The organism is Mesorhizobium sp. M0408 (assembly GCF_040321495.1).
Classification (GTDB): domain Bacteria; phylum Pseudomonadota; class Alphaproteobacteria; order Rhizobiales; family Rhizobiaceae; genus Mesorhizobium.
Map to the genome: position 1 here is coordinate 134,151 of NZ_JAMYRO010000019.1, position 26,861 is coordinate 161,011.

Consider the following 26,861-nt stretch of genomic DNA (forward strand, 5'->3'; position numbering starts at 1 on the left):
TCACGCCGCGGAAAAGGAACGAAAAAAAAAAGGCCGCCTCGACGGGCGGCCTTCGATTGTATCGCGACGAACGCGACGATCAGCGCGAATAGAATTCGACGACCAAGTTCGGTTCCATCTGCACGGCAAACGGAACGTCCGCCAGGCCGGGGATGCGCGTGAAGGCCGCGGTCATCTTGTTGTGATCGGCTTCAATATAATCGGGCACGTCGCGCTCGGCCAGGCCCACCGATTCCAGCACGATGACCAGCTGCTTCGACTTCTCGCGCACTTCGACGACGTCGCCCGGCTTGCAGCGGTACGAGCCGATGTTGACGCGCTTGCCGTTGACGTTGACGTGGCCGTGATTGACGAACTGGCGCGCCGCAAAGATGGTCGGCACGAACTTGGCGCGGTAGACGACCGCGTCGAGGCGCGATTCGAGCAGGCCGATCAGGTTCTCCGAGGTGTCGCCCTTGCGGCGGTCCGCCTCTTCATAGACCTTGCGGAACTGCTTTTCCGAAACGTCGCCATAGTGGCCCTTTAGCTTCTGCTTGGCGCGCAGCTGCAGGCCGAAATCGGAAAGCTTGCCCTTGCGGCGCTGGCCATGCTGGCCGGGGCCGTATTCACGCTTGTTGACCGGGGACTTCGGGCGGCCCCAGATGTTTTCGCCAAGACGGCGGTCGATCTTGTACTTCGCGGATTCGCGCTTGCTCATCGCATTCCCTTTCAAAACAACATACCCGGAACCTCATGGTCCGGGTGAAGGAAACGCGCCCTCCTCTGGCCTCCGTTTTCGAGACCTGACAGGGTTTTCCACGCAACGCGACGGAAAACCCACGGGACACGTCATTTCAAACAAGACATAGGGAAAGTAAAACCGGCTTCCCAAACGTCTTGCACACATAAAGAAAACCACCGGGCATTGCGGCCCGGTGTTGGTGGGCTGGTTAAACGGAGATTTAACCGCTGTCAAGCTTCTGGCTGGCGCGAATCGCCGAACCGGATAGTGTTACGGTTGTAGAACGTGCCGGATGTGGCGGGAGGTTGCGCCAGCGGCATCAGGAAGGGACTGAAGTCAGAGGAGCTGGAATTCGCATGAAGAAGTTCTTCCTTACGTTGGTAGGAGCCGCGGTGATGGCCGGCACGATGGCGGTCGCGCCCGAGCCGGCGCAGGCCCGGCATTGGCATGGGCACAGGCATCACCAGGTCTGCCGCATCGTGGTCAAGAAGAAGGTGGTGTGGCGCCACGGTCATCGCAAGGTCATCCGCTACAAAGTGCGGCGCTGCGGGTGGGGCTGGAACTGGTAATTTTCGTCCTCGCCCGTTGAGACTTCATGGCCCGCGGCTCAGCCGCGGGCCTTTTATTGACCGGCATCCGCCGTCAGAATGGCCAGTCGATCAGTGTTTCGACTTCTTTTCCGGCAGGCCCTTGCGCTTGGTCTCGGCGAATTCCTCGAGCTGTTTTTCGCTCATGGATTTATACATTCCCTTTGACGCGCCTTTGAGCGCGCCCTTCTTGGTCTCGCCGCGCTTGGCTGACAATGCCGCGCCGGCCGCTTTCTGCTGGGCTTTTGAGGTGGCTGGCATGATGGTTTCTCCCGTTTCCGATGAGAGGAAAACGCATTGTCTGGTGTGATGTTCCCAAAGCGAAAATTGCTTGCGGTCAGGATATCGTCAGGCCAAATCCCTGCATCAGCCGGCGCGTCGGAAAATCGGCGCTGTTCGAGGTGAAGAACGCAAGGTCGGCGCCTTCCGGCAGTGCCTCTCTGCGATAAGCGGCCTCGGTATCGGCAAGCAGCGACAGCGCCCGGCGTGCGATCGCCTCGGCCGGGTCGAGCCAGTCGACCGGCCACGGTGCTGTCTTGCGCATGCGGTTGGCCAAAAACGGATAATGGGTGCAGGCAAGCACGACGATGTCGGTGCGCAGCCCGTCATGCTCGACGAAGCACGGCGCGATCTCTGCGCGCACGGCGTCCTCGTCGACAAAACCGTCGCGCATATAGGCTTCGGCCAATCCCGCCAGCCTGTCGCTGCCGACCAGGCGGACATGGCATTTCTGCGCCCATTTGCTGATCAGATCGCGCGTGTACTGGCGCTTGACGGTGCCGGGCGTCGCCAGCACCGAAACCAGACCTGAGCGCGTGCGTTCCGCCGCCGGCTTGATGGCCGGCACGGTGCCGACGAAAGGATGGCCGGGAAACCTCTCGCGCAAAGCATCGATGACCAGTGTCGAGGCGGTGTTGCAGGCGATGACCGAAATGGCCGGCGAAAACCGGTCGAGCAGCCTGGCGAACAACTCCAGGATATGTGTTCTCAGCGCCGGTTCCTCCCAGGCGCCGAAGGGGAACGCCGCGTCGTCGGCGACATAGATGAAGCGGCGGTCAGGCATCAGCACGCGCGCCTCACGCAGCACGGTGAGGCCGCCAATGCCGGAATCGAACATCAGGATCGGACGGGCGCTTGATGGATCGGTCATTGTCATTGAGTCACTAAGGGCTGGGAATCACTAAGGGCTGGGAATCACAAACGAGATCGCGAGGGAAGACCCGGCCCATGCTTTCTGCTTCGGCCAATGATGCTTTATCCCGGCCGCTTCTATGTGGAACCATCATGGCCTTGATGCGGCGAGCCGGTCACACAAGGCCGCGCTTGCCGAAGCCGCCGGGCCGCGGCCGGCCGTTCGCCGGAGATGCAGGTTGAGATGCAGGGTGGTTCGACGGCACCGGCGCGGCCCGCGTGGCGTAGGCTGGAGCCAGGGCCGTCGCGCCGGCGGCTGACGCTGAATGGAGCGCCGCGGCGCCGCGCAACGGCCCGGGCGGGTCGAAATCGTCGAAACTCAGGGATGACGCCATATCCGCAGAGCCACCACCCGCCGGCTTGGCCGCCAAGATGACGGCCCACAGCCCGACAAGAGCTAATCCCAGCAGGTTAAGGCCGGAATGCGAATCTTCGCCGTCGAATTTTACGACAAGAACAGTGCCGGCCTGCAGAATCGCAAACAGGGTCGAGAACACGATATAGGACCAAAGGATCCAACCCGACCCTTGCGCGTCGCGGCTTCGACGCCAGGCGAAATTCGCGCGTAACAGAACGATCACCAGCGAGGTAACGAGAACAGCCGCGGCCAGCCCTTCCCTGGAAGGTCCGGGCTTCGAATTGGCCAAACCCTCGATGCCGATGGTCAGCACGACGCACAGCACAAAGGTCACGATTTCCGCAACCAGCAAGGCCGCGGAATAGAAGAAAAAGCGAAGACGCCCGATATTTGAATTGAACATCCGAGGACCCATCGTTCGCCGGACAATGGATCATATCGAATAACATTCGGTTACTGGTGAGGTGGCGGGATTCGAAGCTTAGGGCCGTTGACAAAGTCGGCTTTGTTCACTGAAGCCCAAATGCTACCCGCTTCAAAACGTCGTTCACCTGAAGCCTAAAATCGACGGTGTAGAAGGTCGATTGAACGACTGCGCCTTCTTTGATCTCTAAAATGCTGTCTCGACTGAATGTGCATCCCGTTGCGTCCAGAAGGCTTGATACCGCAGCTACCTCACCGACGGTTTTTTCATCTAGGCGATAGAGTGCCGGATATATCGGGGCGCACTTGTTCCCAGCATTCTCAACTAAGCGCCATTCCGTGTCGAAGAAATACGTCGCACGTGCCTTCGCATCAGATCGCGTGCCACCATGCTCATCGCCCCATCTTGAATGCAAACCGTTGGCCCAGTCGTCTATTGAAATCAGGTTCGAGGTATTTGACTCGACTCCGTATACTATCGAGTAGACGTGGCTGCCGGTTAGCGGCGACGTCAACGCAAACCTATATCTGAAGATCAGGTTCTGCTCTTTCTCTTCGTGAGATATTGAGATGGTCTGCAAATATGCAGAGCGAGCCTCCAGTGAAAGTGACATGTCCTTGCGGTTGTTGAGCGCTCGTTTCTTTTCCGAACGCTCCCAATCGGGATAGCGTGACCTGATAACTTCCTCCAGTTCTTGCCTAGGCATTCCGACGCGGAGCACGGAATTGGTTAACAATCTTTCAATGGCTTGCTGTGCGGGAAGTGTGCCCGATGGCTTTTCAAATTCCGACGCCGCAGACATTTCAGATAACAGACAGAATAAGACAAACGCGGGCAAGATAGCTCTGGGCACGATCTCTCTCACTGATTAAGGGCGTCGCCAGCAGAAGAAGAAGCACACCCGCCCTGGCAGTCAATGGCAATTGCTTTTTATGCGCTCCCGTTGGGAACAAACACCTAGTCTTTGTCTGTCGCCTTGCCAGCGCGCCGGGCCGCTGCCGGAAGCCGTCTTGGATCGTCGCCGGGCGATCCGTCGCCGCGCGGCATGGCCGGCGAGAACCTGTCCAGCGATGATATTATGCCGCGCAGCACCTTAAGCTCCGGCTCGGCAAAGCCGGCGCGGGTCAGCACTGCACGCAAATTGTCGACCATCTTCGGCTTCTTCGCTGCCGGGCGGAAATAGCCGCGCGCCTCGAGTGCACCTTCCAGATACACAAACAGGCCGTGCAATTCGTCCTTGGTGGCCGGCGGCATTTCGGGGCCGGAGAAGTTGGTCCTGGTCTCGTCTTCCAGGCCGGACTTCATCCATTCATAGGACATCAGCAGGGCCGCCTGGGCGATGTTGAGCGAGGAGAAGGCTGGATCGACGGGGAAGGTGACGATCTCGTCGGCAAGGCCGACCTCGTCATTATAGAGGCCGAAGCGCTCGCGGCCGAACAGGATGCCGGTGCGCTGGCCGGCCCGCTGCCGCGCGCGCAGCGCCCTGCCCGCCTCGACCGGACCGCGCACCGGCTTGAAATTGTCGCGCGCGCGCGCCGTGGTGGCGAAGACGAAGTTCAAATCGGCAATCGCCGAGGCCAGGTCATCGAACACCTTGACGGCATCGATGACGTGGTCGGCGCGGCTTGCGGCGGCACGCGCCTTCTCGCTCGGCCAGCCGTCGCGCGGATTGACGAGCCGCAGCTCGGAAAGGCCGAAATTGGCCATGGCGCGCGCAACCATGCCTATATTCTCGCCGAGCTGCGGCTCGACCAGGATGATCGCCGGTCCGGACGCTGGAGTTCCGGAGGCAAGAGGGTTGTCGGGATCCTGGGTAGCGGCCATGGTTGTCAGTGAACTGCTGTTTGCGGCATTTCGCAGTCCCCTGCCACATTTGGCGGCGAAAATGAAGCTTTCGCAAGGAATGCCGGCACTACGGCGCGGTTCGCCGTTTGCGCGGCCAAAAAGCCTTTGATATACGGGCCGCATCCCAGGGCCGGCAGCCGTGCGGGCAAGGCCGTTCCGTTCCCCAAAAGCGAGGCATTCTTTCCATGGCGAAGATCAAGGTGGCGAACCCGGTCGTCGAACTCGACGGCGACGAGATGACCCGCATCATCTGGCAGTTCATCAAGGACAAGCTGATCCACCCTTATCTCGACCTCAAGCTCGAATATTACGACCTCGGCATCGAGCACCGCGACGCCACCAACGACCAGGTGACCATCGATTCGGCCAATGCCATCAAGAAATACGGCGTCGGCGTGAAATGCGCGACGATCACGCCCGACGAGCAGCGCGTCGAGGAATTCAAGCTGAAGAAGATGTGGAAGTCGCCGAACGGCACCATCCGCAACATCCTCGGCGGCACCATCTTTCGCGAGCCGATCATCATGAAGAACGTGCCGCGGCTGGTGCCCGGCTGGACCAAGCCGATCATCGTCGGCCGCCACGCCTTCGGCGACCAGTACCGCGCCACCGACTTCCGCTTCCCCGGCAAGGGCAAGCTGACGATCAAATTCGTCGGCGAGGACGGCCAGGTGATCGAGCACGACGTGTTCGACGCACCCGGCGCCGGCGTCGCCATGGCCATGTACAATCTCGACGAATCGATCCGCGAATTCGCCCGCGCCTCCCTGAACTACGGCCTGCTGCGCAATTACCCCGTCTACCTCTCGACCAAGAACACCATCCTCAAAGCCTATGACGGCCGCTTCAAGGACATCTTCCAGGAGGTCTACGAGGCGGAGTTCGAAACAGAATTCAAAGCTAAGAAGCTCTGGTACGAGCACCGGCTGATCGACGACATGGTGGCCTCGAGCCTGAAATGGTCGGGTGGCTATGTCTGGGCCTGCAAGAATTATGACGGCGACGTGCAGTCCGACACGGTGGCGCAAGGCTTCGGCTCGCTCGGCCTGATGACCTCGGTGCTGATGACGCCGGACGGCAAGACCGTCGAGGCGGAAGCCGCGCACGGCACCGTCACCCGCCACTATCGCCAGCACCAGAAGGGCGAGGAGACCTCGACCAATTCGATCGCCTCGATCTTTGCCTGGACGCGCGGCCTCGCTCATCGCGCCAAGCTCGACGACAATGCCGAACTGAAGCGCTTTGCCGAGACCCTGGAAAGGGTCTGCATCCAGACGGTCGAGTCCGGCTTCATGACCAAGGACCTGTCGCTGCTGATCGGCCCCGACCAGCCATGGCTTTCGACCACCGGCTTCCTCGACAAGATCGACGAGAATTTGCAGAAGGCGATGGCCTGAGCCCAACCGACATGGGCAAGCCCGTCGTCTACGGCGCGGATTACAGCGTCTATGTGCGCATCGTGCGGCTGGTGCTGGAGGAAAAGGGCGTCGGCTACGAGCTCGTGCCCGTCGACGTCTTTGCCGCGGACGGCATTCCCGGCTGGTATTTCGAGCACCAGCCGTTCGGCCGCATTCCGGCCTTCGAGCATGACGGCTTTCGCCTCTACGAGACCGGCGCGATTGCCCGTTATGTCGACGAAGCCTTTGGCGGCCCGGCGCTGCAACCGGTCGAAGCCCGGCCTCGAGCACGCCTGAACCAGATCACCGGCCTGCTCGACGCCTACGCCTACAGGACCATGGTCTGGGATGTCGCTGTCGAGCGGCTGGAAAAAACGCCGCCCGACGAAGCCGTGATCGCCAACGGGTTGCGGCAGGCGAGAACGGCATTGCAGGCGCTCTCTTCGCTGAAAGCCGAAGGGCCTTGGCTGTTGGGGACGGACCTGACGCTGGCCGACCTGCACGCCGCACCGATCATCGGCTATTTCGTCAAGGTCGCCGAGGGACAAGCCCTGCTGGCCGAGTTTGCCGAGATTCGGGATTGGTATGCGCGCATCACTCAACGCGCGAATTTTGCGAAAACCGAAAAGGCAGGGTGAAACCGCCGCGAGGCGCGGCAACTTCGCACGACCTGGGTTCCTCGCCCCGCTTGCGGGGAGAGGTGGCTCGGCGAAGCCGAGACGGAGAGGGGAAATCGGCGCATTCCTAAAGCGCCTTTTGATTGCGCAGGCCCCCTCTCCGGCCGCTTCGCGGCCACCTCTCCCCCACTTCGTGGGGGCGAGGAACCGGAGCCAAGCCGCTTAATCGGGAAGGTAGATCTCCGCCTTCATAAAGGTCTTCGCACGGCCTGTGATCAGCACGCGATCTCCGGCCAGTTTGCATAGCAAATGCCCGCCGCGCTGCGAGCATTGGAATGCCGACAGATGCGTCTTGCCGAGTTTTTCAGCCCAATAAGGTACCAGCGTCGCATGAATGGAGCCGGTAACCGGATCCTCGGGAATGCCCGCCCCGGGCACGAAGTAACGGGAGACGAAATCGTGGGCTCGCCCAGGCGCGGTAATAACCAGGCCGAGAGAATGAAAACGTCCGATCCTGAGCAGATCGGGAACGAAAGATCGCACGGTTGTCTCGTCGGCAAGCTCGACAAACAGGTTCTCGAAATTGCGGAAGCTCGCAACCGGCCGCTGAGGCAATATCGCTTGCAGCGCCGAGTTCAGCTCTTCCTCGATGGGCTGCGGCGGAAAACAAGGCAGATCGAGCTGATAGCCCCCTTCCCACCGGGAAACCCGCAGCTCGCCGACCCGGGTGGCGAAGGCCATTTCGCCCTGACCATTGTATTCCGTAGCCAGCACATGGGCGGCCGCAAGAGTGGCGTGGCCGCAGAAGTCGACTTCATGGACCGGCGTGAACCAGCGCAAATCCCAACCTTTGCCATTCGGCCGCACAAACGCGGTTTCAGCAAGATTGTTTTCGTTGGCGATGGCCTGCATTACCTGCTCCGACAGCCATTCCTCTAAAAGGAGAACGGCGGCAGGGTTACCCTGGAAGGCCCGTTCGGCAAAGGCATCGACCTGATACATCGTCAGCGTCGGCATATCGGCTCTCAAAGATATCCGCTGGGCGGCGCGCCATTTCGGCCGTGCCGCCCCCGGTGCAGGTTCACGCCGCTTCGAGAGCCGCTTTCACCGCAGCGATCGCGTCTTCGGCCTTCGAGGCGTCCGGGCCGCCGGCCTGAGCCATATCGGGTCGCCCGCCGCCGCCCTGCCCGCCCAATGCCGCGGACGCGACGCGCACCAGATCGATGGCGTTGAAGCGGCCGGCCAGATCATCGGTGACGGCGACGACGACGCTCGCCTTGTTGTCCTCGCCGGCGCCGACAAAGACGACGATGCCGGAGCCGAGCGACTTCTTGCCGGCATCGGCCAACGGCTTAAGATCCTTTGGCGAGACGCCCGATACCGCCTTGCCGAGAAAACCGACACCGGCAATGGTTTCGTTTTCCGCAGGCACACCGGCTGGCGAGCGATCGCCCAGCGCCAGCTTCTTGCGCGCCTCGATCAGCTCCTTTTCGAGCTTCTTGCGTTCGTCCAGCAGCGCCTCGACGCGGGCCGGCACATCGGCCGGCGAAATCTTCAACGCGGCGGCGGCCGCCTTCAACCGCTTGTCCTGTTCGTCGAGATGCTTTCTGGCCGCCTCGCCGGTCAACGCCTCGATGCGGCGCACGCCGGCAGCGACCGCGCTGTCGGACACGATGCGCACCAGGCCGATATCGCCGGTCGCCCTGACATGCGTGCCGCCGCATAGCTCGACCGAATAAGGCCGGTTGGCCTTGGCGCCATGCAAGCCCGTGCCCATCGAAACGACGCGCACTTCATCGCCATATTTCTCGCCAAACAGCGCCATGGCGCCTTCGGCAATGGCGTCGTCGACAGACATCAGCCGCGTGGTTACAGGGCCGTTCTGAACGACGATCTCGTTTGCCATGCGCTCGACCTCTTCGAGCTCGCCAGGCGAGATCGGCTTGTTGTGCGAAATGTCGAAGCGCAGACGCTCGGGCGCGACCAGCGAGCCCTTCTGCGCCACATGGGTACCCAGCACCTCGCGCAGCGCCTCATGGATCAGATGCGTGGCGGAATGGTTCGCGCGCAGCCTGGAGCGACGCGCGTGGTCCACCTTCAGCTCGACGGTCGCGCCCGTCTTGACCGTGCCGTTAGCCACCTTGCCGAGATGGACGAAAAGCCCATCGGCCTTCTTCTGGGTATCGGATATTTCGATCGAGAACCCGTCGCCCGAAATGACGCCGGTGTCGCCCATCTGGCCACCGGACTCGCCATAGAACGGCGTCTGGTTGACAACCACGGCAACGGCGTCACCTTTGCCGGCGCTGTCGACGGTCTTGCCGCCCCTGACCAGCGCTTGGATGAGGCCTTCCGCCTGCTCGGTCTCATAGCCGAGGAACTCGGTGGCGCCGGCGTTCTCGCGCACCGGAAACCATACCGTCTCGGTCGCCACGTCGCCGGAGCCGGCCCAGCTTTTGCGCGCCTCCGCTTTCTGCCGCTCCATCGCCTCGGTGAAGCCGGCAAGGTTGACCGAGATGTTGCGCTGGCGCAGCGCGTCCTGCGTCAGATCGAGCGGAAAGCCATAGGTGTCGTAGAGCTTGAACGCTGTCTCGCCATCCAGCATGTCGCCGGAGGCCAGCTTTTCCGTCGCCTCCGAAAGCAAGCCCAAGCCGCGCACCAGCGTCTTGCGGAAGCGCGTCTCTTCCAGCTTCAGCGTTTCGGTGATCATCTGTTCGCCGCGCACCAGTTCCGGGTAGGCTTGGCCCATCTCGCGGACCAGTGCCGGCACCAGGCGCCACATCAGCGGATCGCGGGCGCCGAGCAACTGCGCGTGGCGCATAGCGCGGCGCATGATGCGACGAAGCACGTAGCCGCGTCCTTCGTTGGACGGCAGCACGCCGTCGGCGACCAGGAAGCAGGACGAACGCAGGTGATCGGCGATGACGCGCAACGATGCGACGGCGTCCGCATCCGGACCTTTGCCAAGCGCCGACGACGCAGCGTCGATCAGGTGGCGGAACAGGTCGGTTTCGAAGACGCTTTCAACCCCTTGCAGGATGGATGCCATGCGCTCGAGGCCCATGCCTGTGTCGATCGACGGACGCGGCAGGTCGACGCGCTCCTCCTTCGTCACCTGTTCGTACTGCATGAACACCAGGTTCCAGAATTCAAGGAAACGGTCGCCATCCTCCTCGGGGCTGCCGGGAGGGCCGCCCCAGATATGCTCGCCACGGTCGATGAATATCTCCGAACACGGCCCGCAAGGTCCAGTGTCGCCCATTGCCCAGAAATTGTCCGAAGTCGCGATGCGGATGATGCGATCGTCCGAAAGGCCGGCGATCTTCTTCCAGTACGAGGCCGCCTCGTCGTCGGTGTGGTAGACGGTGACCAGCAGCTTGTCCTTCTTCAGCCCGAACTCCCTGGTGATCAGGTTCCAGGCAAGCTCTATGGCCCGCTCCTTGAAATAGTCGCCGAAGGAGAAATTGCCGAGCATCTCGAAGAAGGTCAGGTGGCGCGCGGTGTAGCCGACATTGTCGAGGTCGTTGTGCTTGCCGCCGGCGCGAACACTCTTCTGGGCAGTCGTGGCGCGCGAATACGGCCGCTTCTCCAGACCGGTGAAAACGTTCTTGAACTGCACCATGCCGGCATTGGTGAACATCAGCGTCGGGTCGTTGCGCGGCACCAGCGGGCTTGACGCGACGACCTCGTGACCTTCCTTGCGAAAATAGTCGAGAAATGCCGACCGGATCTCGTTGACGCCACTCATGAATACTGCCTTTTCGAGAGAACCGCCGGCTGCCGGCGGAAAATAGACATGGCCTTTTAGCGGTCGCACCGCAGCCTGTCCAGAAACACCAAATGGGCTCAAATCCCGGCTTTCACCAGCGCCTTGAAATGCGTCTGCCTCGCCGTCAAACGCGAACCGCCGGCCCTGGGCCGGCGGTTCGAAACGCATCGATTACGCAAACTCAAAATCAAAACATCAAATCGAAACCTGGCTGAGGCTCAGCGAGGCGTCGCCTGCCCTACATCACCCCGGCGTCGTCCTCGAAACCGTCGTCGCTGCTTTCGGAGCCGCCGTTCTCAAGGAATTTCTCAGCGATCAGCCCGGCATTCTGCCGTAGCGCCAGCTCGATCTCGCGCGCCGTGTCGGGATTGTCGCGCAGGAACAGTTTTGCGTTTTCGCGGCCCTGGCCAAGACGCTGCGAATTGTAGGAGAACCAGGCGCCCGACTTTTCGACCACGCCCGCCTTGACGCCGAGATCGACCAGCTCGCCGGTCTTGGAGACGCCCTCGCCATACATGATGTCGAACTCGACCACCTTGAAGGGCGGCGCCAGCTTGTTCTTGACGACCTTGACGCGGGTCTGGTTGCCGACGACCTCGTCGCGATCCTTGACCGAGCCGATGCGGCGGATGTCGAGGCGGACCGAGGCATAGAATTTCAACGCATTGCCGCCGGTCGTCGTCTCGGGCGAACCGAACATGACGCCGATCTTCATGCGGATCTGGTTGATGAAGATGACCATGGTGTTGGAGCGCGAGATCGAGGCGGTGAGCTTGCGCAGTGCCTGGCTCATCAGGCGGGCCTGCAGGCCGGGCAGCGAATCGCCCATCTCGCCTTCGATTTCCGCCCGCGGCGTCAACGCCGCCACCGAATCGACCACCAGCACGTCGATGGCGCCGGAGCGCACCAGCGTGTCGCAGATCTCCAGCGCCTGCTCGCCGGTATCGGGCTGCGAGATCAAAAGGTTTTCGAGATCGACGCCGAGCTTGCGGGCATAGACCGGGTCGAGCGCGTGCTCGGCATCGACGAAGGCGCAGATGCCGCCCTTCTTCTGGGCTTCGGCCACCGTGTGCAGCGCCAGCGTCGTCTTGCCCGAGCTTTCCGGCCCGTAGATCTCGACGATGCGGCCGCGCGGCAGACCGCCGACGCCAAGCGCGATGTCCAGCCCAAGCGAGCCGGTCGGCACCGTTTCGATCTCGACGACCTGCTCGTTCGCGCCGAGCCGCATGATCGAGCCCTTGCCGAAGGCACGCTCGATTTGCGACAGCGCCGCATCCAGAGCCTTTGATTTGTCCACCGCTTTGTCCTCTACAAGCCGCAAAGAATTCTGAGCCATGATACATCACCCCGTGGTCGTCAATGGAGGCCGGACAATCCCGCAATCCTTAAAAGAATGTACCTCATTTGTTCTCATTTGTCAATGAGCACCAAGGGTTTGAAAAATAACGCATATCCCTATTTGTTCTATTTTTGTTTCGCAATTATTGCTTCCGATGTGTCTCGCCTCGCATGCGGCGCCGTTGCCGTCACCAACCGAATCGGACCCGCGATTGCAGGGTTCCGCCCGGCGACCTAGTCTCCCCCGGGCAACAGCTAAAGGGCATTTTGACGGCATGATCAAATCCCCGACGATCCTGGCCGTGGGCGGCGCCTATATCGAGCGGCGCGGCCGGGTTGCCGGCGCCTTCGTGCCGGCCGCTTCCAACCCCGGCACGATGCGCGAGCATGTCGGCGGTGCCGTCTTCAACGCCTTGCGCTGTGCGGTGCGACGCGGCGCCTCGGCCTCGCTGCTTTCGGTGCGCGGCGGCGATGCCCTTGGCGACACGGTTTTACGCGCCGTCACCGAGGCCGGCATTGCCGACCTGTCGGCGGTGTTCCTCGACCGAGCAACGCCAAGCCATACGATGCTGATCGATAGCGACGGCGGGCTGATCGCCGGCCTTGCCGACATGGTGCTCTACGAGCTGGCGCTTCCCAAGCAGATCCGCCGCGCCAAGGTGCGGGAAGCGATCGGTTCGGCCGACGCGGTGCTGTGCGACGCCAACCTGCCGTCGACCGCGCTGGGGCGGCTGGCGGCACTCGCCGCCGACAAGCCGGTGTTTGCGCTTGCGGTCTCGCCCAATAAGGCGGCGCGGCTGATGCCGGTGCTCGACCGTCTGGCGCTGGCCTTCATGAACCGGCAGGAGGCCGGCGTGCTCGCCGACGTCGGCATCGATGCTGACGATCAAGGCATCGTCGACGGCCTAATACGCGCCGGGCTGAAAAGCGGCGTGATCACCGCCGGCGACGAACCAGTGCTCGGTTTCGACGAATTGAGCGCGTTCTCGATCTCGCCACCGCCGCTACAAAAGCGGACCGATACTGCCGGCGCCGGCGACGCATTGGCAGGCGCCACGATCGCTGCCCTGCTGCGCGGCCTGACGCTACGCGCGGCACTGCGCGAAGGCATTGCCGCAGCTATGCTCGTCGTCGAGAGTGCCGCCTTCACCAGCGCTGGCTTTGCCGAAGCGCTGGCGCTCGTGCCCGAGGCGCGGGACCTGGCATGAAGTGCGGCCCGGAATTGCCGAAGCATGACGCAGCCTATTTGCCGGCGCGCCGTCCTGCCTCGTAGGCGCGGCGTGCCCAGATCGCCATCTCGTCGGGATCGTCGAAGGCGCTGTCGGGAACGCTCCAATAGGGCATCGACACGAGCTTGCCGTGGCGCGAGCCGGTATAGGTCCATTGCCGGCAGCCGGCCGCTTCGAAATCCGGGGCGCTTTCGGCGTCGGCCTTCAGCATCAATTCGCCACGGATGACGATGGCGACGATGACGCCGTCGAAATAGATGCCCTTGCCGCCGAACAGCTTGCGGATGCTGACCGGGCCGAGGCCTTCGAAAAGCTCTTCTATGCGCTCGTTGTCCATGCGGCGATCATGTCACCCGGATTTCCCCTTGTCATCGACGCAACCGGCACCATCCTGACAAGTTCAGAATCAATTTCCTCGGAGTTTTTCATGCCGCTTCTGCTCAAAGGGTCCTGCCGGTGCAATGCCGTGCGTTTCGAGGTGGAAAGCCACACGCCGGTGCCGTTCATGCTGTGCTACTGCTCGATCTGCCGCAAGCAGCAGGGCGGCGGCGGTTTTGCCATCAATCTCGGCGCCGATTACGAAACGCTGAAAATCCAGGGCAAGCGCCATCTCGGCGTCTACCGCGCCGAGATCGAGGACGACGAGCACCCGCAACGCGAGACCTCGACGGGCGAGCGGAACTTCTGCACGAAATGCGGGACGGCACTCTGGCTCTACGATCCGACCTGGCCGGAGCTGGTGCATCCGTTTGCCTCGGCGATCGACACAGACCTGCCGAAACCGCCGGAGAAGGTGCATCTGATGCTGAAATACAAGGCGAACTGGGTCGAGCCCGACATCGGCAAGGGTGACAAGGTGTTCGACGTCTACCCGGAGGAGTCGATCGCAGACTGGCACAAGCGAACGGGGATGTGGGTGGATTAGCTTCGGCAGTCCCCCTCATCCGGCCCTTCGGGCCACCTTCTCCCCGCTGGGGAGAAGAGACTGGCTCAACCGTTCGCGACCTCTTCTCCCCTCGGGGAGAAGGTGGCCGCGAAGCGGCCGGATGAGGGGGTCTCGCGAAATCCTACTAAGGAAAAGAAAATTCTCAGGCCGAAGCGCGTGCTTCGGCCAGTGCCTTCAGATCAGCCGGCTTCAATTCGACCGATTCGCCGCAGCCGCAGGCCGAGCTCTGGTTCGGATTGCGGAAGGTGAAGCCGGTGCGCAGCGTCGTCTGCTCGAAATCCATCTCGGTGCCGAACAGGAAAAGGGCCGCCTCCGGCGCGACATAGACATGGGCGCCGTCACGCTCGATATGGTCGTCCTTGGTATTGGGTTCGGTCACCAGATCGACCGTATATTCCATGCCGGCGCAGCCGCCCTTCTTGATGCCAAGGCGAATGCCATGCGCATTCTCACGGGTCGCAACGATCTCGCGAACCCGGTCGGCGGCCTTTTCGGTCATCGTGATGACGGCGAAGCGTCCCATGTTTTCCTTCTCCATGCGCGCAGGTTCAAGGCCTGCCGAATGATTCCTCACCTAAAATGGTGAAGTTTTGTACCCGGCGCAAGTGCGCCAGCCTCTGGCTGGTCGGATGCTAGTACCACCCAACCGCCACCTGCGCCTCTTCCGACATGCGGTCGGGCGACCAGGGCGGGTCGAAGGTCATGTTGACCTCGACGCCGGAGACGCCTTCGACGGCGCCGACGGCGTTTTCGACCCAGCCCGGCATTTCGCCAGCCACCGGGCAGCCCGGCGCGGTCAGCGTCATGTCGATCTTGACCGAGCGGTCGTCCTCGATGTCGATCTTGTAGACCAGGCCGAGCTCATAGATGTCGGCCGGGATTTCCGGGTCATAGACCGTCTTCAGCGCCGAGACGATGTCGTCGGTCAGCCGCGCCAGTTCGTCGGCGGGAATCGTTGACCCGGAAACCGCCGCATTGGTGGTCATATCCAGTGCCGTGCTTTCGGCGGTGTGGCTGGCATCATCCATGATCGTCACCCGAAGAACTTTCGCGCCTTTTCCAGCGCATCGGCCAAAGCATCGACTTCAGCCCTGGTATTATACATGCCGAACGATGCCCTGCATGTGGATGTTACGCCGAAGCGTTTCAACAGCGGCTGGGCGCAATGGGTGCCGGCGCGCACCGCCACGCCCTGCCGGTCGATGACCATCGACACGTCGTGCGCGTGGATGCCCTGCAGCTCGAACGAGATGATTGCGCCCTTGCCGGGCGCATCGCCGAAGATGCGCAGCGAGTTGATGGCGCGCAGTTTTTGATGCGCATAATCCTTCAGATCGGCCTCGTGCGCGGCGATGCGCTCACGTCCGATCTTTTCCATGTATTCGAGCGCCGCACCAAGTCCGATCGCCTGCACGATCGGCGGCGTGCCGGCCTCGAAACGGTGCGGCGGGTCGTTGTAGGTGACGATGTCTTGCGTCACCTCCTCGATCATCTCGCCGCCGCCCATGAACGGGCGCATGCGCTCCAGAATATCCTTCTTGCCGTAGAGCACGCCGATGCCCGACGGGCCATAGACCTTATGGCCGGTGAAGACGAAGAAATCGCAGTCGAGGTCCTGCACGTCGATCGGCATATGCACGGCGCTCTGGCTGCCGTCGACCAGCACCGGAATGCCGCGGGCATGCGCGATGCGCACGATCTCCTTGATCGGCGTCACCGTGCCCAGCGCGTTCGACATATGGGTGATGGCAACCAGCCTGGTGCGGTCGGTCAGCCGCTTCTCGAATTCCTCGATATGGAAGACGCCGAGATCATCGACCGGCACCCAGACCAGCTTGGCGCCCTGCCGCTCGCGGATGAAATGCCACGGCACGATGTTGGAATGATGCTCCATGATCGAGAGCACGATCTCGTCGCCTTCGCCGATGTTCGGCATGCCGAAACCATAGGCGACCGTGTTGATCGCCGCCGTGGTGTTCGAGGTGAAGACGATATTGTCGGTGCTCGGCGCATTGAGGAAACGGCGCACCGTCTCGCGAGCCCTCTCATAGGCGTCGGTCGCGGCATTGGACAGGAAATGCAGGCCGCGATGGACGTTGGCGTATTCCTGGGAATAGGCGTGCTGGATGGCGTCGAGCACCGCCTGCGGCTTCTGCGCCGAGGCGCCATTGTCGAGATAGACCAGCGGTTTGCCGTAGACTTGCCGCGACAGGATCGGGAAGTCGCGGCGGATCGCCTCGACGTCATAGGGGATGTTTTCGACTTTCTGGTCCATCTCGAAGTCCTTGCCGCGCTGCCGCGTTCCTTCCAACACCCCTCATCCGTCTTGGCGCTTCGCGCCAATCCACCTTCTCCCACAAGGGGAGAAGGAGAGGCGCGTTTCCTTCTCCCCTTGTGGGAGAAGGTGGCCGAGCGAAGCTCGGTCGGATGAGGGGTGCTGGCCGAAGCGCCAGGCCCTCATCCACTTTATCCGTGCGCCACGAACCAGTTGTCGAGTCTCGCTTCCAGCGCCTCGACGATGGCCTCGTCGTCCAGTTCCTCGATTACCTCGGCGACGAAGGCCTTGACCAGCAGGCCGCGCGCGGTCTTCTCGTCGACGCCGCGCGCCATCAGGTAAAACAGATGGCTGTGGTCGATCTCGGTGACGGTCGCGCCATGGCCGCAGACGACGTCGTCGGCGAAGATTTCGAGCTCCGGCTTGGTCGAGAACTCCCCGTCGTCCGACAACAGCAGCGTGTTGCAGGCCATCTTGGCGTTGGTCTTCTGCGCATATTGGTGGACGTTGATGCGGCCTTGGAAGACGCCGCGCGCCTTGCCGGTCACCACGTTTCGGAAGACTTCGGTCGATGCGGTATGCGGCACGGCGTGGTCGAGCACCATGGTGACGTCGGTATGGGTGTCGCCGGCGAGCAGATTGATGCCGCGCAGCGTGAATTCGGCGCCCTCGCCGGTCGTCTTCACAACGACCTCCTGGCGCACAAGCTTGCCGCCGGCATTCATGACGAACAGCGTCAGCTTCGAATTCTTGCCGAGATGCGCCTTGAACTGGGCAAGGTGCGTCGCCGTATCCGGTTGCTCCTGCACGATGAGCCATGTCACTTCGGCGCCCTCGCCAAGCACAAGCTGGCTGACCGCGCTGACCAGCGCCGCCCCCTCGCCTGCCTGGCGCTCGACGATAACAGCCTTGGCGCCGGCGCCGGCGCGCGTCAGCAGCCGCACATGCGTCTGTCCCCCGCCCTGCAGATTCTGCAGCTCAAGCGGCTTTTCCAGTTGGGCGCCGTCGGCGATGTCGACGAAATAGCCGTCGGCGACAAAGGCGGTGTTGAGCGCGCCGATGGCGTCGTCGCTGCCATAAGAATCGAGCCCAGGTGCTGCGCTGCCGTCGGTCAGCTTCTCCGACAGGCGCTGCACGACAACGCCCTCGATGCTAGCGAGCTTGGCGCTCGAAACGCCGTTCAGCACCGGCAAAACCGAGGAGCCTTCGACGATCGGCGCAATGGCTTTCGCAACCGCTGCCGGATCGAAGTCCGGCACCGAGGTCAGCAGCCGGCGCAGGTCCGTATAGTGCCAGGATTCGATGCGCCGCGTCGGCAGGCCGCCCTTGATCGCCTCGATGGCGTCGTCGCGCTTCAGCATCACCGCGCCGTCGCCGGGCAGCAGCGACAGCCGCTCGCCAAAGGCGTCGATCAGCGCCGTTTCGGCCAATGTTCGCTGGGGTGTCGTGTGCATATTCATCAGTATCGCCTTATTTGGCTTGCCTTCCGGGCCTGCTGGCATCTCACGCGGCTTGCCCGATCACGCCGGCATAGCCATTGGCCTCGAGGTCGAGCGCCAGCGACTTGTCGCCCGACTTGATCACCTGACCCCTGTAGAGCACGTGCACCGTATCCGGCACGATGTATTGGAGCAGGCGCTGGTAATGGGTGATGACGACGATGGCCCGGTCCGGCGAGCGCAGCGTGTTGACGCCGTCCGCGACGATCTTCAGCGCGTCGATATCGAGACCGGAATCGGTCTCGTCGAGCACGCAGAGCTTTGGCTCGAGCAGCTTCATCTGCAGGATCTCGGCACGCTTCTTCTCGCCGCCGGAGAAGCCGACATTGAGCGGCCGCTTCAGCATCGCCATGTCCATGTTGAGCGAGGCCGCCGCTTCCTTCACGCGCTTGAGAAATTCCGGGATCTTCAGCGGTTCCTGGCCGCGCGCCTTGCGCTGCTCGTTCATCGCCACTTTCAGGAATTCCATCGTCGCCACGCCCGGTATCTCCATCGGATACTGGAAGGCGAGAAAGATGCCGGCGGTGGCGCGCTCGGCCGGATCCATTTCGAGGATCGACTGGCCGTTGTAGAGGATATCGCCCTCGGTGACCTCATAATCCTCGCGCCCGGCAAGGATATAGGACAGCGTCGATTTTCCCGAGCCGTTCGGCCCCATGATGGCGGCGACCTCACCGGCCTTCACCGAAAGATTCAGGCCGCGAATGATCTCGGTGCCGTCGTCGACGATACGGGCATGGAGGTTTCTGATTTCAAGCATTCTCTTGCTCTATCGTTCCGTTAACTACATATCGCCGAGCTAGGGCAACGGCGACGTCGCTTTCAAGTTCAGGTGCCAAGTCAAATCGCATACTTCCGTCCTCGACGGCGTCGGCGGGATTCGGCCACCTGGTGATTTCAAAAATCTCAGGGCCGTAGACGGTGATCATCAACTCCGTGCCGTCTTCGCGCCCAGCGCTAATTCGGTTGGCTTCGACTTCGATCCTGACGCCAACTTTCCTTTCGGCAGCAAAGCTTCGAAGGTAGTTCCCGAGCGACGTTGCCAATTCTCCGCAAATCTGCTCATCGAGGTCGGCCCGATAGTTGTCGGGTAGCTCACCAGAATGCCTGTCAAACTGGTGAACGCGTGCGACCAACGGCGGACCGTCCTCTGCCTCATCGTCACTCACCCAACGCTCCCCTCGAGGCTGATCCCGATCAGTTTCTGCGCCTCGACCGCGAACTCCATCGGCAGTTGCTGGATGACGTCCTTGACGAAGCCGTTGACGATCAGCGCGATCGCCTCTTCTTCCGGAATGCCGCGCTGCATGACATAGAACTTCTGGTCCTCGGAAATCTTCGAGGTGGTGGCCTCGTGCTCGAACTGCGCGGTCGAATTCTTGGCTTCCATGTAGGGCACGGTGTGTGCGCCGCACTGATCGCCGATCAGCAGGGAATCGCAATTGGTGAAGTTGCGGGCGTTGGTCGCCTTGCGGTGCGCCGAGACCTGGCCGCGATAGGTGTTCTGCGAGAAGCCGGCGGCAATGCCCTTGGAGATGATGCGGCTCGACGTGTTCCTGCCGAGATGGATCATCTTGGTGCCGCTGTCGACCTGCTGATAACCGTTCGACACGGCAATCGAATAGAACTCGCCGCTGGAATCGTCGCCGCGCAGGATGCAGCTCGGATATTTCCAGGTGATGGCCGAACCGGTCTCGACCTGCGTCCACGAAATCTTCGAGCGATGGCCGCGGCAGTCGCCGCGCTTGGTGACGAAATTGTAGATGCCGCCCTTGCCTTCGGCGTCGCCGGGATACCAGTTCTGCACCGTCGAATATTTGATCTCGGCATCGTCGAGCGCGATCAGCTCGACCACCGCGGCATGAAGCTGATTCTCGTCGCGCTGCGGCGCCGTGCAGCCTTCGAGATAGGAGACGTAAGCCCCCTCCTCGGCGATGATCAGCGTGCGCTCGAACTGGCCGGTGTTCTTCTCGTTCATGCGGAAATAGGTCGACAGTTCCATCGGGCAGCGCACGCCCTTGGGCACGAAGACGAACGAACCGTCGGTGAACACGGCCGAATTCAGCGTTGCGTAGAAATTGTCGGAGGTCGGCACGACAGAACCGAGATATTTCTTCACCAGTTCCGGATGCTCGCGGATGGCTTCCGAGATCGAGCAGAAGATGACGCCGGCCTGCGCCAGTTCCTTCTTGAAAGTGGTGACGACAGAGACGGAATCGAACACCGCATCGACGGCGACGCGGCCCGACTTGTAGACGTTGTCGCTGGCTTCCTCGAGCTCCGACGCATCGGTCTTCTGCACGCCGGCGAGGATTTCCTGTTCCCTGAGCGGAATGCCGAGCTTCTCATAGACCTTCAGCAGTTCGGGATCGACCTCGCTGAGCGAAGTCGGCCCGGGCGTGCTCTTGGGCGCGGCGTAATAGTGGAGGTCCTGGAAATCGATTTTGGGATAGTGGACGCGCGCCCATTTCGGCTCGTCCAGCGTCAGCCAGCGGCGATAGGCTTCCAGGCGCCATTCCAGCATCCAGGACGGCTCGTCCTTCTTCGCCGAAATGAAGCGGATAATGTCTTCGCTCAGGCCCTTGGGGGCCTTGTCCATCGCGATTTCGGTCTGGAATCCGTATTTATACTGGTCGACATCGATCTTTCGAACTCGATCGATCGTCTCCTGCACAGCAGGCATCAGCGTTCTCCATCCACGCCGGGGTCAAGGCCCGGCAGTTTTCAAACTATGGCACCGCAAACGAGCGCCCATCAGGCACCGGAGGCGGCGTAAGTTTCATATAGTGCGTTCATGCCGGAAATTCACCCGGCCAAATGCGAACGCACGGCTCTACCAGGCCGCAAGGCCCTACATTTCGTCTGCCGCGCTCAGGCGGCTCGTTCCCTGCTTGCCTTTTCCTTACCGGCTTGGCGCGCGACGATCGTCGCCAGCGCCGAACGGAACAGCTCAATGTCTTCAGCGCTGGTCGCGTGGCCGATGGACACGCGCAACGCGCCGAGGCTGTCGCCATAACCCATGGCTTTCAGCACGTGACTCGGCCCTACTTTGCCCGACGAACAGGCCGATCCAGCCGAGAGCGCCACACCGGCCAGGTCGAAGGCAATCTGCGCCGTCTCGGCCTTGATGCCGGCAATAGCGAAGAACGTGGTGTTGGCAAGCCTTGGCGCGCCGGTCCCGAAGATTTCGGCGTCCGGAACAAGCGTTTTCACGATCGCCTCGATTTCGTCGCGACGCTGCCGCACCGTTTCGATCGTTTGCAAGCCGGCAGACGCCTCTCGCGCCGCCGCGCCAAACCCGGCAATCGCCGCTAGGTTTTCGGTGCCGCCGCGATGGCCTTTTTCCTGGCCACCGCCGCTGACCAGCGGCTTTGGCATCATCAGGTCCGACGCCGCGACAATGGCGCCGACCCCCTTGGGGCCGCCGATCTTGTGCGAGGAGAGAATCAGATAATCTGCGTAACCCGCTGACATATCGAGCGGAATGCGGCCGGCCGCCTGCACGGCATCGACAACCAGGATGCCACCCGCCGCCTTGACGATTTCGGCAATGCGGCCAACCGGCTGGATCACGCCGGTTTCATTGTTGGCAGCGTGGATGGCCACCAGCGGCAAGCCTTCGGCCTTGTCATGCTGGGCGAGAGCCTCGGCCAAAACGTCGAGCCTGACGACGCCGTCGGCGTCGACGCCGATCCGTGTCACCTGCGCCGCTGGGAAACGCCCGCCGTTCAGCAGGCAAGGATGATCGGCCTCGGACACATGGAGCCGGCTCATGCGGACAGCGCCGCGCCCCATCTGCCAGTCCGGCGTCAGCAGCGTCGAGGCCGCTTCCGTCGCGCCGGAGGTGAATACGACATGCTCGGCCCTGGCGTTGACCAGTCGCGCCACGTCGCGCCTGGCGTTCTCGATCAGCCGCCGTGCAGCGCGGCCCTCGGCATGAACCGAGGACGGGTTGGCGGCAACGTCGAGCGCAGCCACCACCGCCGCGCGCGCCGAGGCAAGCAGCGGCGCGCTGGCGTTGTAGTCGAGGTAGGCGCGTGCTCCGGCCATTTCCGTCCAACTGGTCCCTTCAAAAGCCGTTCCGCGAAGATAGCGCGTTATTTCCTTGAAATTGCAAGGCAAGACGTCCTATTTACGCGGCTTGCGGCGCGGGTGGCCGAGCCACAATTTTTGGCCGCCCAGTTTTGAACAATTCTAAACTAGCTTCTAGAAAGACGCTCGCCCTGCGTCAAGGCCTAGGGAAGACTGGGGCCTAGGGAAGACTGGGGCCAGAGGAAGAGTTGTTCCGGGCGCCGCGCAAATTTATACCAAGTGGAGTATTTCATGCCTGAGGTCATTTTCACCGGTCCGGCCGGCCGCCTGGAGGGTCGTTATCAGCCCTCGAAGGAAAAGAGCGCGCCGATTGCCATCGTCCTGCACCCGCACCCCCAGTTCGGCGGGACGATGAACAACAAGATCGTCTACGACCTCTTCTACATGTTCCAGAAGCGCAATTTCACCACGCTGCGCTTCAATTTCCGCGGCATCGGCCGCAGCCAGGGCGAGTTCGACCACGGCACCGGCGAATTGTCCGACGCCGCCGCGGCGCTCGACTGGGTGCAGTCGCTGCATCCGGATTCCAAGAGTTGCTGGGTTGCCGGCTATTCGTTCGGCTCGTGGATCGGCATGCAGCTTCTGATGCGCCGGCCGGAGATCGAGGGCTTCATCTCGGTCGCGCCGCAGCCCAATACCTATGATTTCTCGTTCCTGGCGCCATGCCCGTCGTCCGGCCTGATCATCCATGGGGACGCCGACAAGGTCGCGCCGCCCAAGGACGTGCAGGGCCTGGTCGACAAGCTGCACACGCAAAAGGGCATTACCATCACCCAGAAGACCCTGCCCGGCGCCAACCATTTCTTTGCCAACCATGCGGAGCTTCTGATCGAGGAATGCGCGGACTATCTGGATCGCCGGCTGGCCGGGGAACTGTCCGACCCACGGCCGAAGCGGCTGAGATAATCGGCGATGTACCAACCGCCTCACTTCCAGGAAACACGGCCGGACGTCCTGCACGGGCTGATCCGGGCGCATCCGCTTGGCCTGCTGGTGTCGAACGGCGTCGAGGGGCCGGTCGCCAACGCGATTCCCTTTCTTCTAGACGCGGATGTGCCGCCGAACGGCAGGCTTCGCGCCCATTTGGCCAAAGCCAATCCGCAATGGCGGCTTTTGGCCGACAATCCCCTGGCGCGGGTGCTGGTCGTCTTCCAGGGCGCCGATGCATATGTGACGCCGTCCTGGTACGAGACCAAGCGTGAAACCGGCAAGGTGGTACCGACCTGGAACTACGCCATCGTCCAGGTGCGCGGCATCGTCACGGTGATCGAAAACCAGGATTGGCTGGCCGAGCAGATTTCCGATCTGACGATGTCGCAGGAGGGCAGCCGCTCGGCGCCGTGGGCGGTGACCGACGCGCCGGCACCCTTCATCCAGTCGCAGATCAAAGGCATCGTCGGCCTGGAGATCGAAATCACCGAAATCAGCGGCAAATGGAAAGTCAGCCAGAACCGCCCGGCCGCCGACCGCGTCGGTGTCGCCGAGGGGCTCGAGAGCGAGACTGCCGATTCGGCCGACATGGTCCGGTTGGTAAGGTCTTACGGCGGGCTGGACGGCAAGTAATCTGGATTGCTTGCTCGACCGGTTCAGGCCGGCGGCGGGCTCAATCGACCTTGGTCATCGCCGCCTTGCGCTCGTTGGCGATCAGCCAGAGATTGCGGATATAGATCAACAGGCCCATGGCCTGGCCGGCGATGAACACCGGATCCTGACGCTGGATCGCGTAGATCAGCAGCAGGCCGCCGCCGAACAGCGAAAAGAACCAGAAGGCGATCGGCACGACGCTGCGCTTGGCCTTTTCCGACGCCACCCACTGCACCAGAAAGCGCATGGTGAAGAAGAACTGGGCGACGAAGCCGAGCAGTACCCAGGCATCGAATTGCTTGACGAAAACATCGTGAAGCCAGGTCGCCAATTCCTGAAGCACGTTACCCATGCCTGATTTCCTCTACTTTGGGCATTCTGCGGCGCCTGCGGCGCAGCCACCAGACGCCGGCAAGATCAAGCACGCCCTGCAGGCCGCGATCGAAGATGCCGTAATTCGATTTGCCGTGACGGCGGGAGCGGTCGACGACGTCGCAATGGACGACGCGGTAGCCCTCCTGGATGACCAGCGCCGGAACAAAGCGGTGGGTGCCGTCGAAGAACGGCAATTTCCTCAAAATGTCGGTATGGATCGCCTTGAGGCCGCAGCCGGTATCCCGCGTCTCGTCGTGCAGGATGGCCTTTCTCAGTCCGTTGGCGAAACGCGACGCCAGCTGCTTGATCTTGCTGTCGCGGCGCTTCAGACGCTGTCCCTGCGCGGCCCCGACATCTGGACCAGCCTGCCGCAGCGCGTCAATCAACACTGGGATATAGCCGGGGTCGTTCTGGCCGTCGCCGTCGATGGTGGCGACGATATCGCCGCGCGCCGCCCAGGCGCCCGAACGCACCGAGAGCGACTGGCCAGCGGATTTCGCATGCCTGAGATGGCGCAGCGGAAACCGGCGAAGCGCTGCCTGGGCGGCGAGCACCGAAGGCGTGTCGTCGGTCGAGCCATCGTCGACGACGATGACCTCGAAGTCGCGCCCGGCCATCGCGGCGCCGATCTCGTCGAGCAGAAGCGGCAGGTTCGCCGCCTCGTTCCGGCAAGGAATGACGATGGATATCTCCGGCATCTCGACTCTGTCATAGGATATGGCATTCGATCGATGCCGTGCGGTCCAGCGGATGAGACCCGTTGGCGGCGCCTCATTACGCCAGCCGAAACGATGACGCAAGCAGGCCGCACGCTTGGGGTTCTCCCTTCTCCCCTTGTGGGAGAAGGTGGCCGCGCGAAGCGCGGTCGGATGAGGGGTGTTCCAGCTTGGCATCACCTGCACTCCGTCCAGCACCCTTCAACCGTCTTGGCGCTGCGCGCCAATCCACCTTCTCCCACAAGGGGAGAAGGCAAGAGGGTGTCGCAAAACCGGATTCCACTTTTGCTGATCGCGCTTGAGTGCTAAACGCCCGCCTTCATGCATAGCCGAGCCGCGTTCGGCCGGAAGCTTTTCGGGAAAGAAAATGTCCGCCTTCAAATCCGATTTCCTGCGCACGATGAGCGAGCGCGGTTTCATCCACCAGACCTCGGACGATGCCGGCCTCGACCAGCTTTTCGCCACGGAAACGGTGAGCGCCTATATCGGCTTCGACGCAACCGCCAGAAGCCTGCATGCCGGGTCGCTGATCCAGATCATGATGCTTTACTGGCTTCAGCAGACCGGCCACCGGCCGATCGCGCTGATGGGCGGCGGCACCTCGATGATCGGCGATCCGTCGTTCAAGGACGAGGCGCGCAAGCTTTTGACGCCGCAGGATATAGAGGACAATCTCGCCGGCATCCGCCGCAACTTCACACCCTACCTCAAATTTGGCAGCGGCCCGGACGACGCCATCATGATCAACAATGCCGACTGGCTGATGGACATCAACTACGTCAATTTCCTGCGCGATGTCGGCCGGCATTTTTCGGTCAACCGCATGCTGGCCTTCGATTCGGTCAAGCTCCGGCTGGAGCGCGAGCAGTCGCTGTCGTTCCTGGAATTCAACTACATGATCCTGCAGGCCTACGACTTCGTCGAGCTCTACAAGCGCCTCGGCTGCCGGCTGCAGATGGGCGGCTCCGACCAGTGGGGCAACATCGTCAACGGCATCGATCTCGGCCATCGCATGGAAGGCGCGCAGCTTTATGCGCTGACGACGCCGCTGCTCACCACCTCCTCCGGCGCCAAGATGGGCAAGTCGGCCTCGGGCGCGGTCTGGCTCGATGCGGAGATGCTGAGCCCGTACGAGTTCTGGCAATACTGGCGCAATACCGAGGATGCCGACGTTGGCCGTTTCCTGAAGCTCTACACGACCCTGCCACTCGCCGAGGTCGCACGCCTCGAACGGCTCGGCGGCTCGGAGATCAACGAAGCCAAGAAGATCCTCGCCACCGAAATCACCGCCATGCTGCATGGCCGCGAGGCGGCAGAGGAGGCCAGCGAAACGGCGCGTAAGACGTTCGAAGAAGGGGCGCTGGCCGAAACACTGCCAACCGTCGAGGTGGGCAGGGCCGATCTTGAAGCCGGCGTCGGCATATTGTCGCTGTTCGTCACCGCCGGGCTGGCTGTGTCCAACGGCGAGGCACGGCGGCATATCCAGGGCGGCGCCGTGCGCCTCAACGACCAGCCAGTTTCCGACGATCGCAGGATGGTGACGCTGCAGGACCTTGGGCCGGGAAACGTCGCGAAACTGTCGCTCGGCAAGAAGAAACACGTTCTGGTGCGGCCGGTTTGACGCCACGCTGCTGTTGACGCCGGCGGGACAGCGCCCGGGACAGCGCCCCGGACAGCGCCCCCCTCTGTCCTGCCGGACATCTCCCCCTCAAGGGGGGAGATTGGCAGCTTCGGCGCGCCGTTCACTTCTGCAACGGTGGCCACTAGCGAAAGCGGCGGTGACAGCCAATCTCCCCCCTTGAGGGGGAGATGTCCGGCAGGACAGAGGGGGGCGCGAAGGATCGCTACGGAGCCGCTTTATACCTAGTCCTGCCCGCCTCAGCGATACTCGAAGATCG

General features: G+C 62.3%; 28 protein-coding genes. 8 read left to right on the top strand and 20 right to left on the bottom strand.

Annotated features, from left to right (window positions below):
- Positions 1–79: 79 nt before the first annotated feature.
- Positions 80–697 (bottom strand): 30S ribosomal protein S4, encoded by a 618-nt coding sequence (gene rpsD / locus NKI67_RS22560; RefSeq protein ID WP_352457789.1) that lies wholly within the window; start codon positions 695–697, stop codon positions 80–82.
- Between the two features lie 380 nt (positions 698–1,077).
- Here rpsD and NKI67_RS22565 point away from each other — a divergent pair, with 380 nt between their 5' ends.
- Positions 1,078–1,290 carry a hypothetical protein gene (locus tag NKI67_RS22565; protein WP_023674706.1) on the top strand — a complete coding sequence of 71 codons (213 nt, stop codon included), beginning with the start codon at positions 1,078–1,080 and terminating at the stop codon, positions 1,288–1,290.
- A 90-nt stretch (positions 1,291–1,380) separates the two neighbouring features.
- Here the strand turns inward: NKI67_RS22565 and NKI67_RS22570 are convergent, their stop codons facing one another.
- From NKI67_RS22570 to NKI67_RS22590, 5 genes are all read right to left on the bottom strand, one after another.
- Positions 1,381–1,569, bottom strand: a complete 189-nt coding sequence (locus NKI67_RS22570) for a DUF3008 family protein (protein ID WP_023674705.1) — start codon at positions 1,567–1,569, stop codon at positions 1,381–1,383.
- A 76-nt stretch (positions 1,570–1,645) separates the two neighbouring features.
- Positions 1,646–2,458 (bottom strand): glutamate racemase, encoded by an 813-nt coding sequence (gene murI, locus NKI67_RS22575; protein ID WP_352457798.1) that lies wholly within the window; start codon positions 2,456–2,458, stop codon positions 1,646–1,648.
- 157 nt (positions 2,459–2,615) lie between these two features.
- A complete protein-coding gene (locus NKI67_RS22580; RefSeq protein ID WP_352646830.1) occupies positions 2,616–3,260 on the bottom strand; it encodes a DUF805 domain-containing protein in 645 nt (214 codons plus the stop codon).
- Positions 3,261–3,366: 106 nt separating this feature from the next.
- Complete coding sequence (locus NKI67_RS22585) at positions 3,367–4,119, bottom strand: hypothetical protein (RefSeq protein ID WP_352646832.1); 753 nt, start codon at positions 4,117–4,119, stop codon at positions 3,367–3,369.
- Positions 4,120–4,238: 119 nt separating this feature from the next.
- Entirely contained in the window at positions 4,239–5,105 is an 867-nt protein-coding gene (locus NKI67_RS22590) for an RNA methyltransferase (RefSeq protein WP_352646834.1), read from the bottom strand.
- 206 nt (positions 5,106–5,311) lie between these two features.
- Between NKI67_RS22590 and NKI67_RS22595 the strand changes: the two genes are divergently transcribed.
- Together NKI67_RS22595 and NKI67_RS22600 are read left to right on the top strand one after the other, a co-directional pair.
- Positions 5,312–6,523 (top strand): NADP-dependent isocitrate dehydrogenase, encoded by a 1,212-nt coding sequence (locus NKI67_RS22595; protein ID WP_352457792.1) that lies wholly within the window; start codon positions 5,312–5,314, stop codon positions 6,521–6,523.
- Positions 6,524–6,534: 11 nt separating this feature from the next.
- Positions 6,535–7,161, top strand: coding sequence for a glutathione S-transferase family protein (locus NKI67_RS22600; protein ID WP_352457793.1), 627 nt, complete (start codon positions 6,535–6,537; stop codon positions 7,159–7,161).
- 201 nt (positions 7,162–7,362) lie between these two features.
- Here the strand turns inward: NKI67_RS22600 and NKI67_RS22605 are convergent, their stop codons facing one another.
- From NKI67_RS22605 to recA, 3 genes are all read right to left on the bottom strand, one after another.
- Positions 7,363–8,157, bottom strand: coding sequence for a PhzF family phenazine biosynthesis protein (locus NKI67_RS22605; protein WP_352458421.1), 795 nt, complete (start codon positions 8,155–8,157; stop codon positions 7,363–7,365).
- A 64-nt stretch (positions 8,158–8,221) separates the two neighbouring features.
- A complete protein-coding gene (alaS, locus tag NKI67_RS22610) occupies positions 8,222–10,888 on the bottom strand; it encodes an alanine--tRNA ligase (RefSeq protein WP_352458438.1) in 2,667 nt (888 codons plus the stop codon).
- Between the two features lie 259 nt (positions 10,889–11,147).
- The gene (gene recA, locus NKI67_RS22615) at positions 11,148–12,245 is read right to left on the bottom strand and encodes a recombinase RecA (protein ID WP_023674696.1); all 1,098 of its coding nucleotides are present in this window, start codon (positions 12,243–12,245) and stop codon (positions 11,148–11,150) included.
- Between the two features lie 277 nt (positions 12,246–12,522).
- On the opposite strand from recA, the gene NKI67_RS22620 reads away from it, so the two are divergent.
- Complete coding sequence (locus NKI67_RS22620) at positions 12,523–13,455, top strand: PfkB family carbohydrate kinase (RefSeq protein WP_352458422.1); 933 nt, start codon at positions 12,523–12,525, stop codon at positions 13,453–13,455.
- Between the two features lie 34 nt (positions 13,456–13,489).
- Here NKI67_RS22620 and NKI67_RS22625 read toward each other — a convergent pair whose 3' ends face one another.
- A complete protein-coding gene (locus NKI67_RS22625; protein ID WP_023717364.1) occupies positions 13,490–13,813 on the bottom strand; it encodes a TfoX/Sxy family protein in 324 nt (107 codons plus the stop codon).
- A 90-nt stretch (positions 13,814–13,903) separates the two neighbouring features.
- Between NKI67_RS22625 and NKI67_RS22630 the strand changes: the two genes are divergently transcribed.
- A complete protein-coding gene (locus tag NKI67_RS22630; protein ID WP_352458423.1) occupies positions 13,904–14,401 on the top strand; it encodes a GFA family protein in 498 nt (165 codons plus the stop codon).
- A gap of 163 nt (positions 14,402–14,564) precedes the next feature.
- Here the strand turns inward: NKI67_RS22630 and sufA are convergent, their stop codons facing one another.
- The 8 genes from sufA to NKI67_RS22670 all read right to left on the bottom strand — a co-directional run bounded on the left by sufA (position 14,565) and on the right by NKI67_RS22670 (position 22,246).
- Positions 14,565–14,945, bottom strand: coding sequence for a Fe-S cluster assembly scaffold SufA (gene sufA / locus NKI67_RS22635; RefSeq protein WP_006206001.1), 381 nt, complete (start codon positions 14,943–14,945; stop codon positions 14,565–14,567).
- Between the two features lie 109 nt (positions 14,946–15,054).
- On the bottom strand, positions 15,055–15,450 hold the full coding sequence (locus tag NKI67_RS22640; protein ID WP_352458424.1) for an SUF system Fe-S cluster assembly protein: 396 nt from the start codon (positions 15,448–15,450) through the stop codon (positions 15,055–15,057).
- Positions 15,451–15,455: 5 nt separating this feature from the next.
- A complete protein-coding gene (locus NKI67_RS22645; protein WP_352458425.1) occupies positions 15,456–16,697 on the bottom strand; it encodes a cysteine desulfurase in 1,242 nt (413 codons plus the stop codon).
- A gap of 191 nt (positions 16,698–16,888) precedes the next feature.
- Complete coding sequence (gene sufD / locus NKI67_RS22650) at positions 16,889–18,157, bottom strand: Fe-S cluster assembly protein SufD (RefSeq protein WP_352458426.1); 1,269 nt, start codon at positions 18,155–18,157, stop codon at positions 16,889–16,891.
- 43 nt (positions 18,158–18,200) lie between these two features.
- A complete protein-coding gene (gene sufC / locus NKI67_RS22655) occupies positions 18,201–18,956 on the bottom strand; it encodes a Fe-S cluster assembly ATPase SufC (RefSeq protein ID WP_352458427.1) in 756 nt (251 codons plus the stop codon).
- On the bottom strand, positions 18,949–19,365 hold the full coding sequence (locus NKI67_RS22660) for a hypothetical protein (RefSeq protein WP_352570847.1): 417 nt from the start codon (positions 19,363–19,365) through the stop codon (positions 18,949–18,951). The genes sufC and NKI67_RS22660 overlap by 8 nt, the downstream gene beginning before the upstream one ends.
- Entirely contained in the window at positions 19,362–20,879 is a 1,518-nt protein-coding gene (sufB, locus tag NKI67_RS22665) for a Fe-S cluster assembly protein SufB (protein WP_352458429.1), read from the bottom strand. Before sufB ends, NKI67_RS22660 begins: the two co-directional genes overlap by 4 nt.
- Before the next feature lie 188 nt (positions 20,880–21,067).
- On the bottom strand, positions 21,068–22,246 hold the full coding sequence (locus NKI67_RS22670) for a cysteine desulfurase family protein (protein WP_352646839.1): 1,179 nt from the start codon (positions 22,244–22,246) through the stop codon (positions 21,068–21,070).
- A 273-nt stretch (positions 22,247–22,519) separates the two neighbouring features.
- Between NKI67_RS22670 and NKI67_RS22675 the strand changes: the two genes are divergently transcribed.
- Both NKI67_RS22675 and NKI67_RS22680 read left to right on the top strand, forming a co-directional pair.
- Positions 22,520–23,194, top strand: a complete 675-nt coding sequence (locus NKI67_RS22675) for an alpha/beta hydrolase (protein ID WP_023674683.1) — start codon at positions 22,520–22,522, stop codon at positions 23,192–23,194.
- A gap of 6 nt (positions 23,195–23,200) precedes the next feature.
- Positions 23,201–23,851 carry an FMN-binding negative transcriptional regulator gene (locus NKI67_RS22680; RefSeq protein ID WP_352646841.1) on the top strand — a complete coding sequence of 217 codons (651 nt, stop codon included), beginning with the start codon at positions 23,201–23,203 and terminating at the stop codon, positions 23,849–23,851.
- Positions 23,852–23,891: 40 nt separating this feature from the next.
- Here NKI67_RS22680 and NKI67_RS22685 read toward each other — a convergent pair whose 3' ends face one another.
- Positions 23,892–24,224: a lipid-A-disaccharide synthase N-terminal domain-containing protein gene (locus NKI67_RS22685; protein WP_023674681.1), complete on the bottom strand. Its 333-nt coding sequence runs from the start codon at positions 24,222–24,224 to the stop codon at positions 23,892–23,894.
- Positions 24,217–24,945 carry a glycosyltransferase family 2 protein gene (locus tag NKI67_RS22690; RefSeq protein WP_352646843.1) on the bottom strand — a complete coding sequence of 243 codons (729 nt, stop codon included), beginning with the start codon at positions 24,943–24,945 and terminating at the stop codon, positions 24,217–24,219. Before NKI67_RS22690 ends, NKI67_RS22685 begins: the two co-directional genes overlap by 8 nt.
- 385 nt (positions 24,946–25,330) lie before the next feature.
- Between NKI67_RS22690 and tyrS the strand changes: the two genes are divergently transcribed.
- Positions 25,331–26,584 carry a tyrosine--tRNA ligase gene (gene tyrS / locus NKI67_RS22695; RefSeq protein ID WP_352646845.1) on the top strand — a complete coding sequence of 418 codons (1,254 nt, stop codon included), beginning with the start codon at positions 25,331–25,333 and terminating at the stop codon, positions 26,582–26,584.
- Positions 26,585–26,861: the final 277 nt, after the last annotated feature.

Bases quoted from the DNA above. Each gene is read 5' to 3' on its own strand.
- rpsD (WP_352457789.1), bottom strand. From the start codon at position 697: ATGAGCAAGCGCGAATCCGCGAAGTACAAGATCGACCGCCGTCTTGGC.
- NKI67_RS22565 (WP_023674706.1), top strand. From the start codon at position 1,078: ATGAAGAAGTTCTTCCTTACGTTGGTAGGAGCCGCGGTGATGGCCGGC.
- NKI67_RS22570 (WP_023674705.1), bottom strand. From the start codon at position 1,569: ATGCCAGCCACCTCAAAAGCCCAGCAGAAAGCGGCCGGCGCGGCATTG.
- murI (WP_352457798.1), bottom strand. From the start codon at position 2,458: ATGACCGATCCATCAAGCGCCCGTCCGATCCTGATGTTCGATTCCGGC.
- NKI67_RS22580 (WP_352646830.1), bottom strand. From the start codon at position 3,260: ATGTTCAATTCAAATATCGGGCGTCTTCGCTTTTTCTTCTATTCCGCG.
- NKI67_RS22590 (WP_352646834.1), bottom strand. From the start codon at position 5,105: ATGGCCGCTACCCAGGATCCCGACAACCCTCTTGCCTCCGGAACTCCA.
- NKI67_RS22595 (WP_352457792.1), top strand. From the start codon at position 5,312: ATGGCGAAGATCAAGGTGGCGAACCCGGTCGTCGAACTCGACGGCGAC.
- NKI67_RS22600 (WP_352457793.1), top strand. From the start codon at position 6,535: ATGGGCAAGCCCGTCGTCTACGGCGCGGATTACAGCGTCTATGTGCGC.
- NKI67_RS22605 (WP_352458421.1), bottom strand. From the start codon at position 8,157: ATGCCGACGCTGACGATGTATCAGGTCGATGCCTTTGCCGAACGGGCC.
- alaS (WP_352458438.1), bottom strand. From the start codon at position 10,888: ATGAGTGGCGTCAACGAGATCCGGTCGGCATTTCTCGACTATTTTCGC.
- recA (WP_023674696.1), bottom strand. From the start codon at position 12,245: ATGGCTCAGAATTCTTTGCGGCTTGTAGAGGACAAAGCGGTGGACAAA.
- NKI67_RS22620 (WP_352458422.1), top strand. From the start codon at position 12,523: ATGATCAAATCCCCGACGATCCTGGCCGTGGGCGGCGCCTATATCGAG.
- NKI67_RS22625 (WP_023717364.1), bottom strand. From the start codon at position 13,813: ATGGACAACGAGCGCATAGAAGAGCTTTTCGAAGGCCTCGGCCCGGTC.
- NKI67_RS22630 (WP_352458423.1), top strand. From the start codon at position 13,904: ATGCCGCTTCTGCTCAAAGGGTCCTGCCGGTGCAATGCCGTGCGTTTC.
- sufA (WP_006206001.1), bottom strand. From the start codon at position 14,945: ATGGGACGCTTCGCCGTCATCACGATGACCGAAAAGGCCGCCGACCGG.
- NKI67_RS22640 (WP_352458424.1), bottom strand. From the start codon at position 15,450: ATGGATGATGCCAGCCACACCGCCGAAAGCACGGCACTGGATATGACC.
- NKI67_RS22645 (WP_352458425.1), bottom strand. From the start codon at position 16,697: ATGGACCAGAAAGTCGAAAACATCCCCTATGACGTCGAGGCGATCCGC.
- sufD (WP_352458426.1), bottom strand. From the start codon at position 18,157: ATGAATATGCACACGACACCCCAGCGAACATTGGCCGAAACGGCGCTG.
- sufC (WP_352458427.1), bottom strand. From the start codon at position 18,956: ATGCTTGAAATCAGAAACCTCCATGCCCGTATCGTCGACGACGGCACC.
- sufB (WP_352458429.1), bottom strand. From the start codon at position 20,879: ATGCCTGCTGTGCAGGAGACGATCGATCGAGTTCGAAAGATCGATGTC.
- NKI67_RS22670 (WP_352646839.1), bottom strand. From the start codon at position 22,246: ATGGCCGGAGCACGCGCCTACCTCGACTACAACGCCAGCGCGCCGCTG.
- NKI67_RS22675 (WP_023674683.1), top strand. From the start codon at position 22,520: ATGCCTGAGGTCATTTTCACCGGTCCGGCCGGCCGCCTGGAGGGTCGT.
- NKI67_RS22680 (WP_352646841.1), top strand. From the start codon at position 23,201: ATGTACCAACCGCCTCACTTCCAGGAAACACGGCCGGACGTCCTGCAC.
- NKI67_RS22685 (WP_023674681.1), bottom strand. From the start codon at position 24,224: ATGGGTAACGTGCTTCAGGAATTGGCGACCTGGCTTCACGATGTTTTC.
- NKI67_RS22690 (WP_352646843.1), bottom strand. From the start codon at position 24,945: ATGCCGGAGATATCCATCGTCATTCCTTGCCGGAACGAGGCGGCGAAC.
- tyrS (WP_352646845.1), top strand. From the start codon at position 25,331: ATGTCCGCCTTCAAATCCGATTTCCTGCGCACGATGAGCGAGCGCGGT.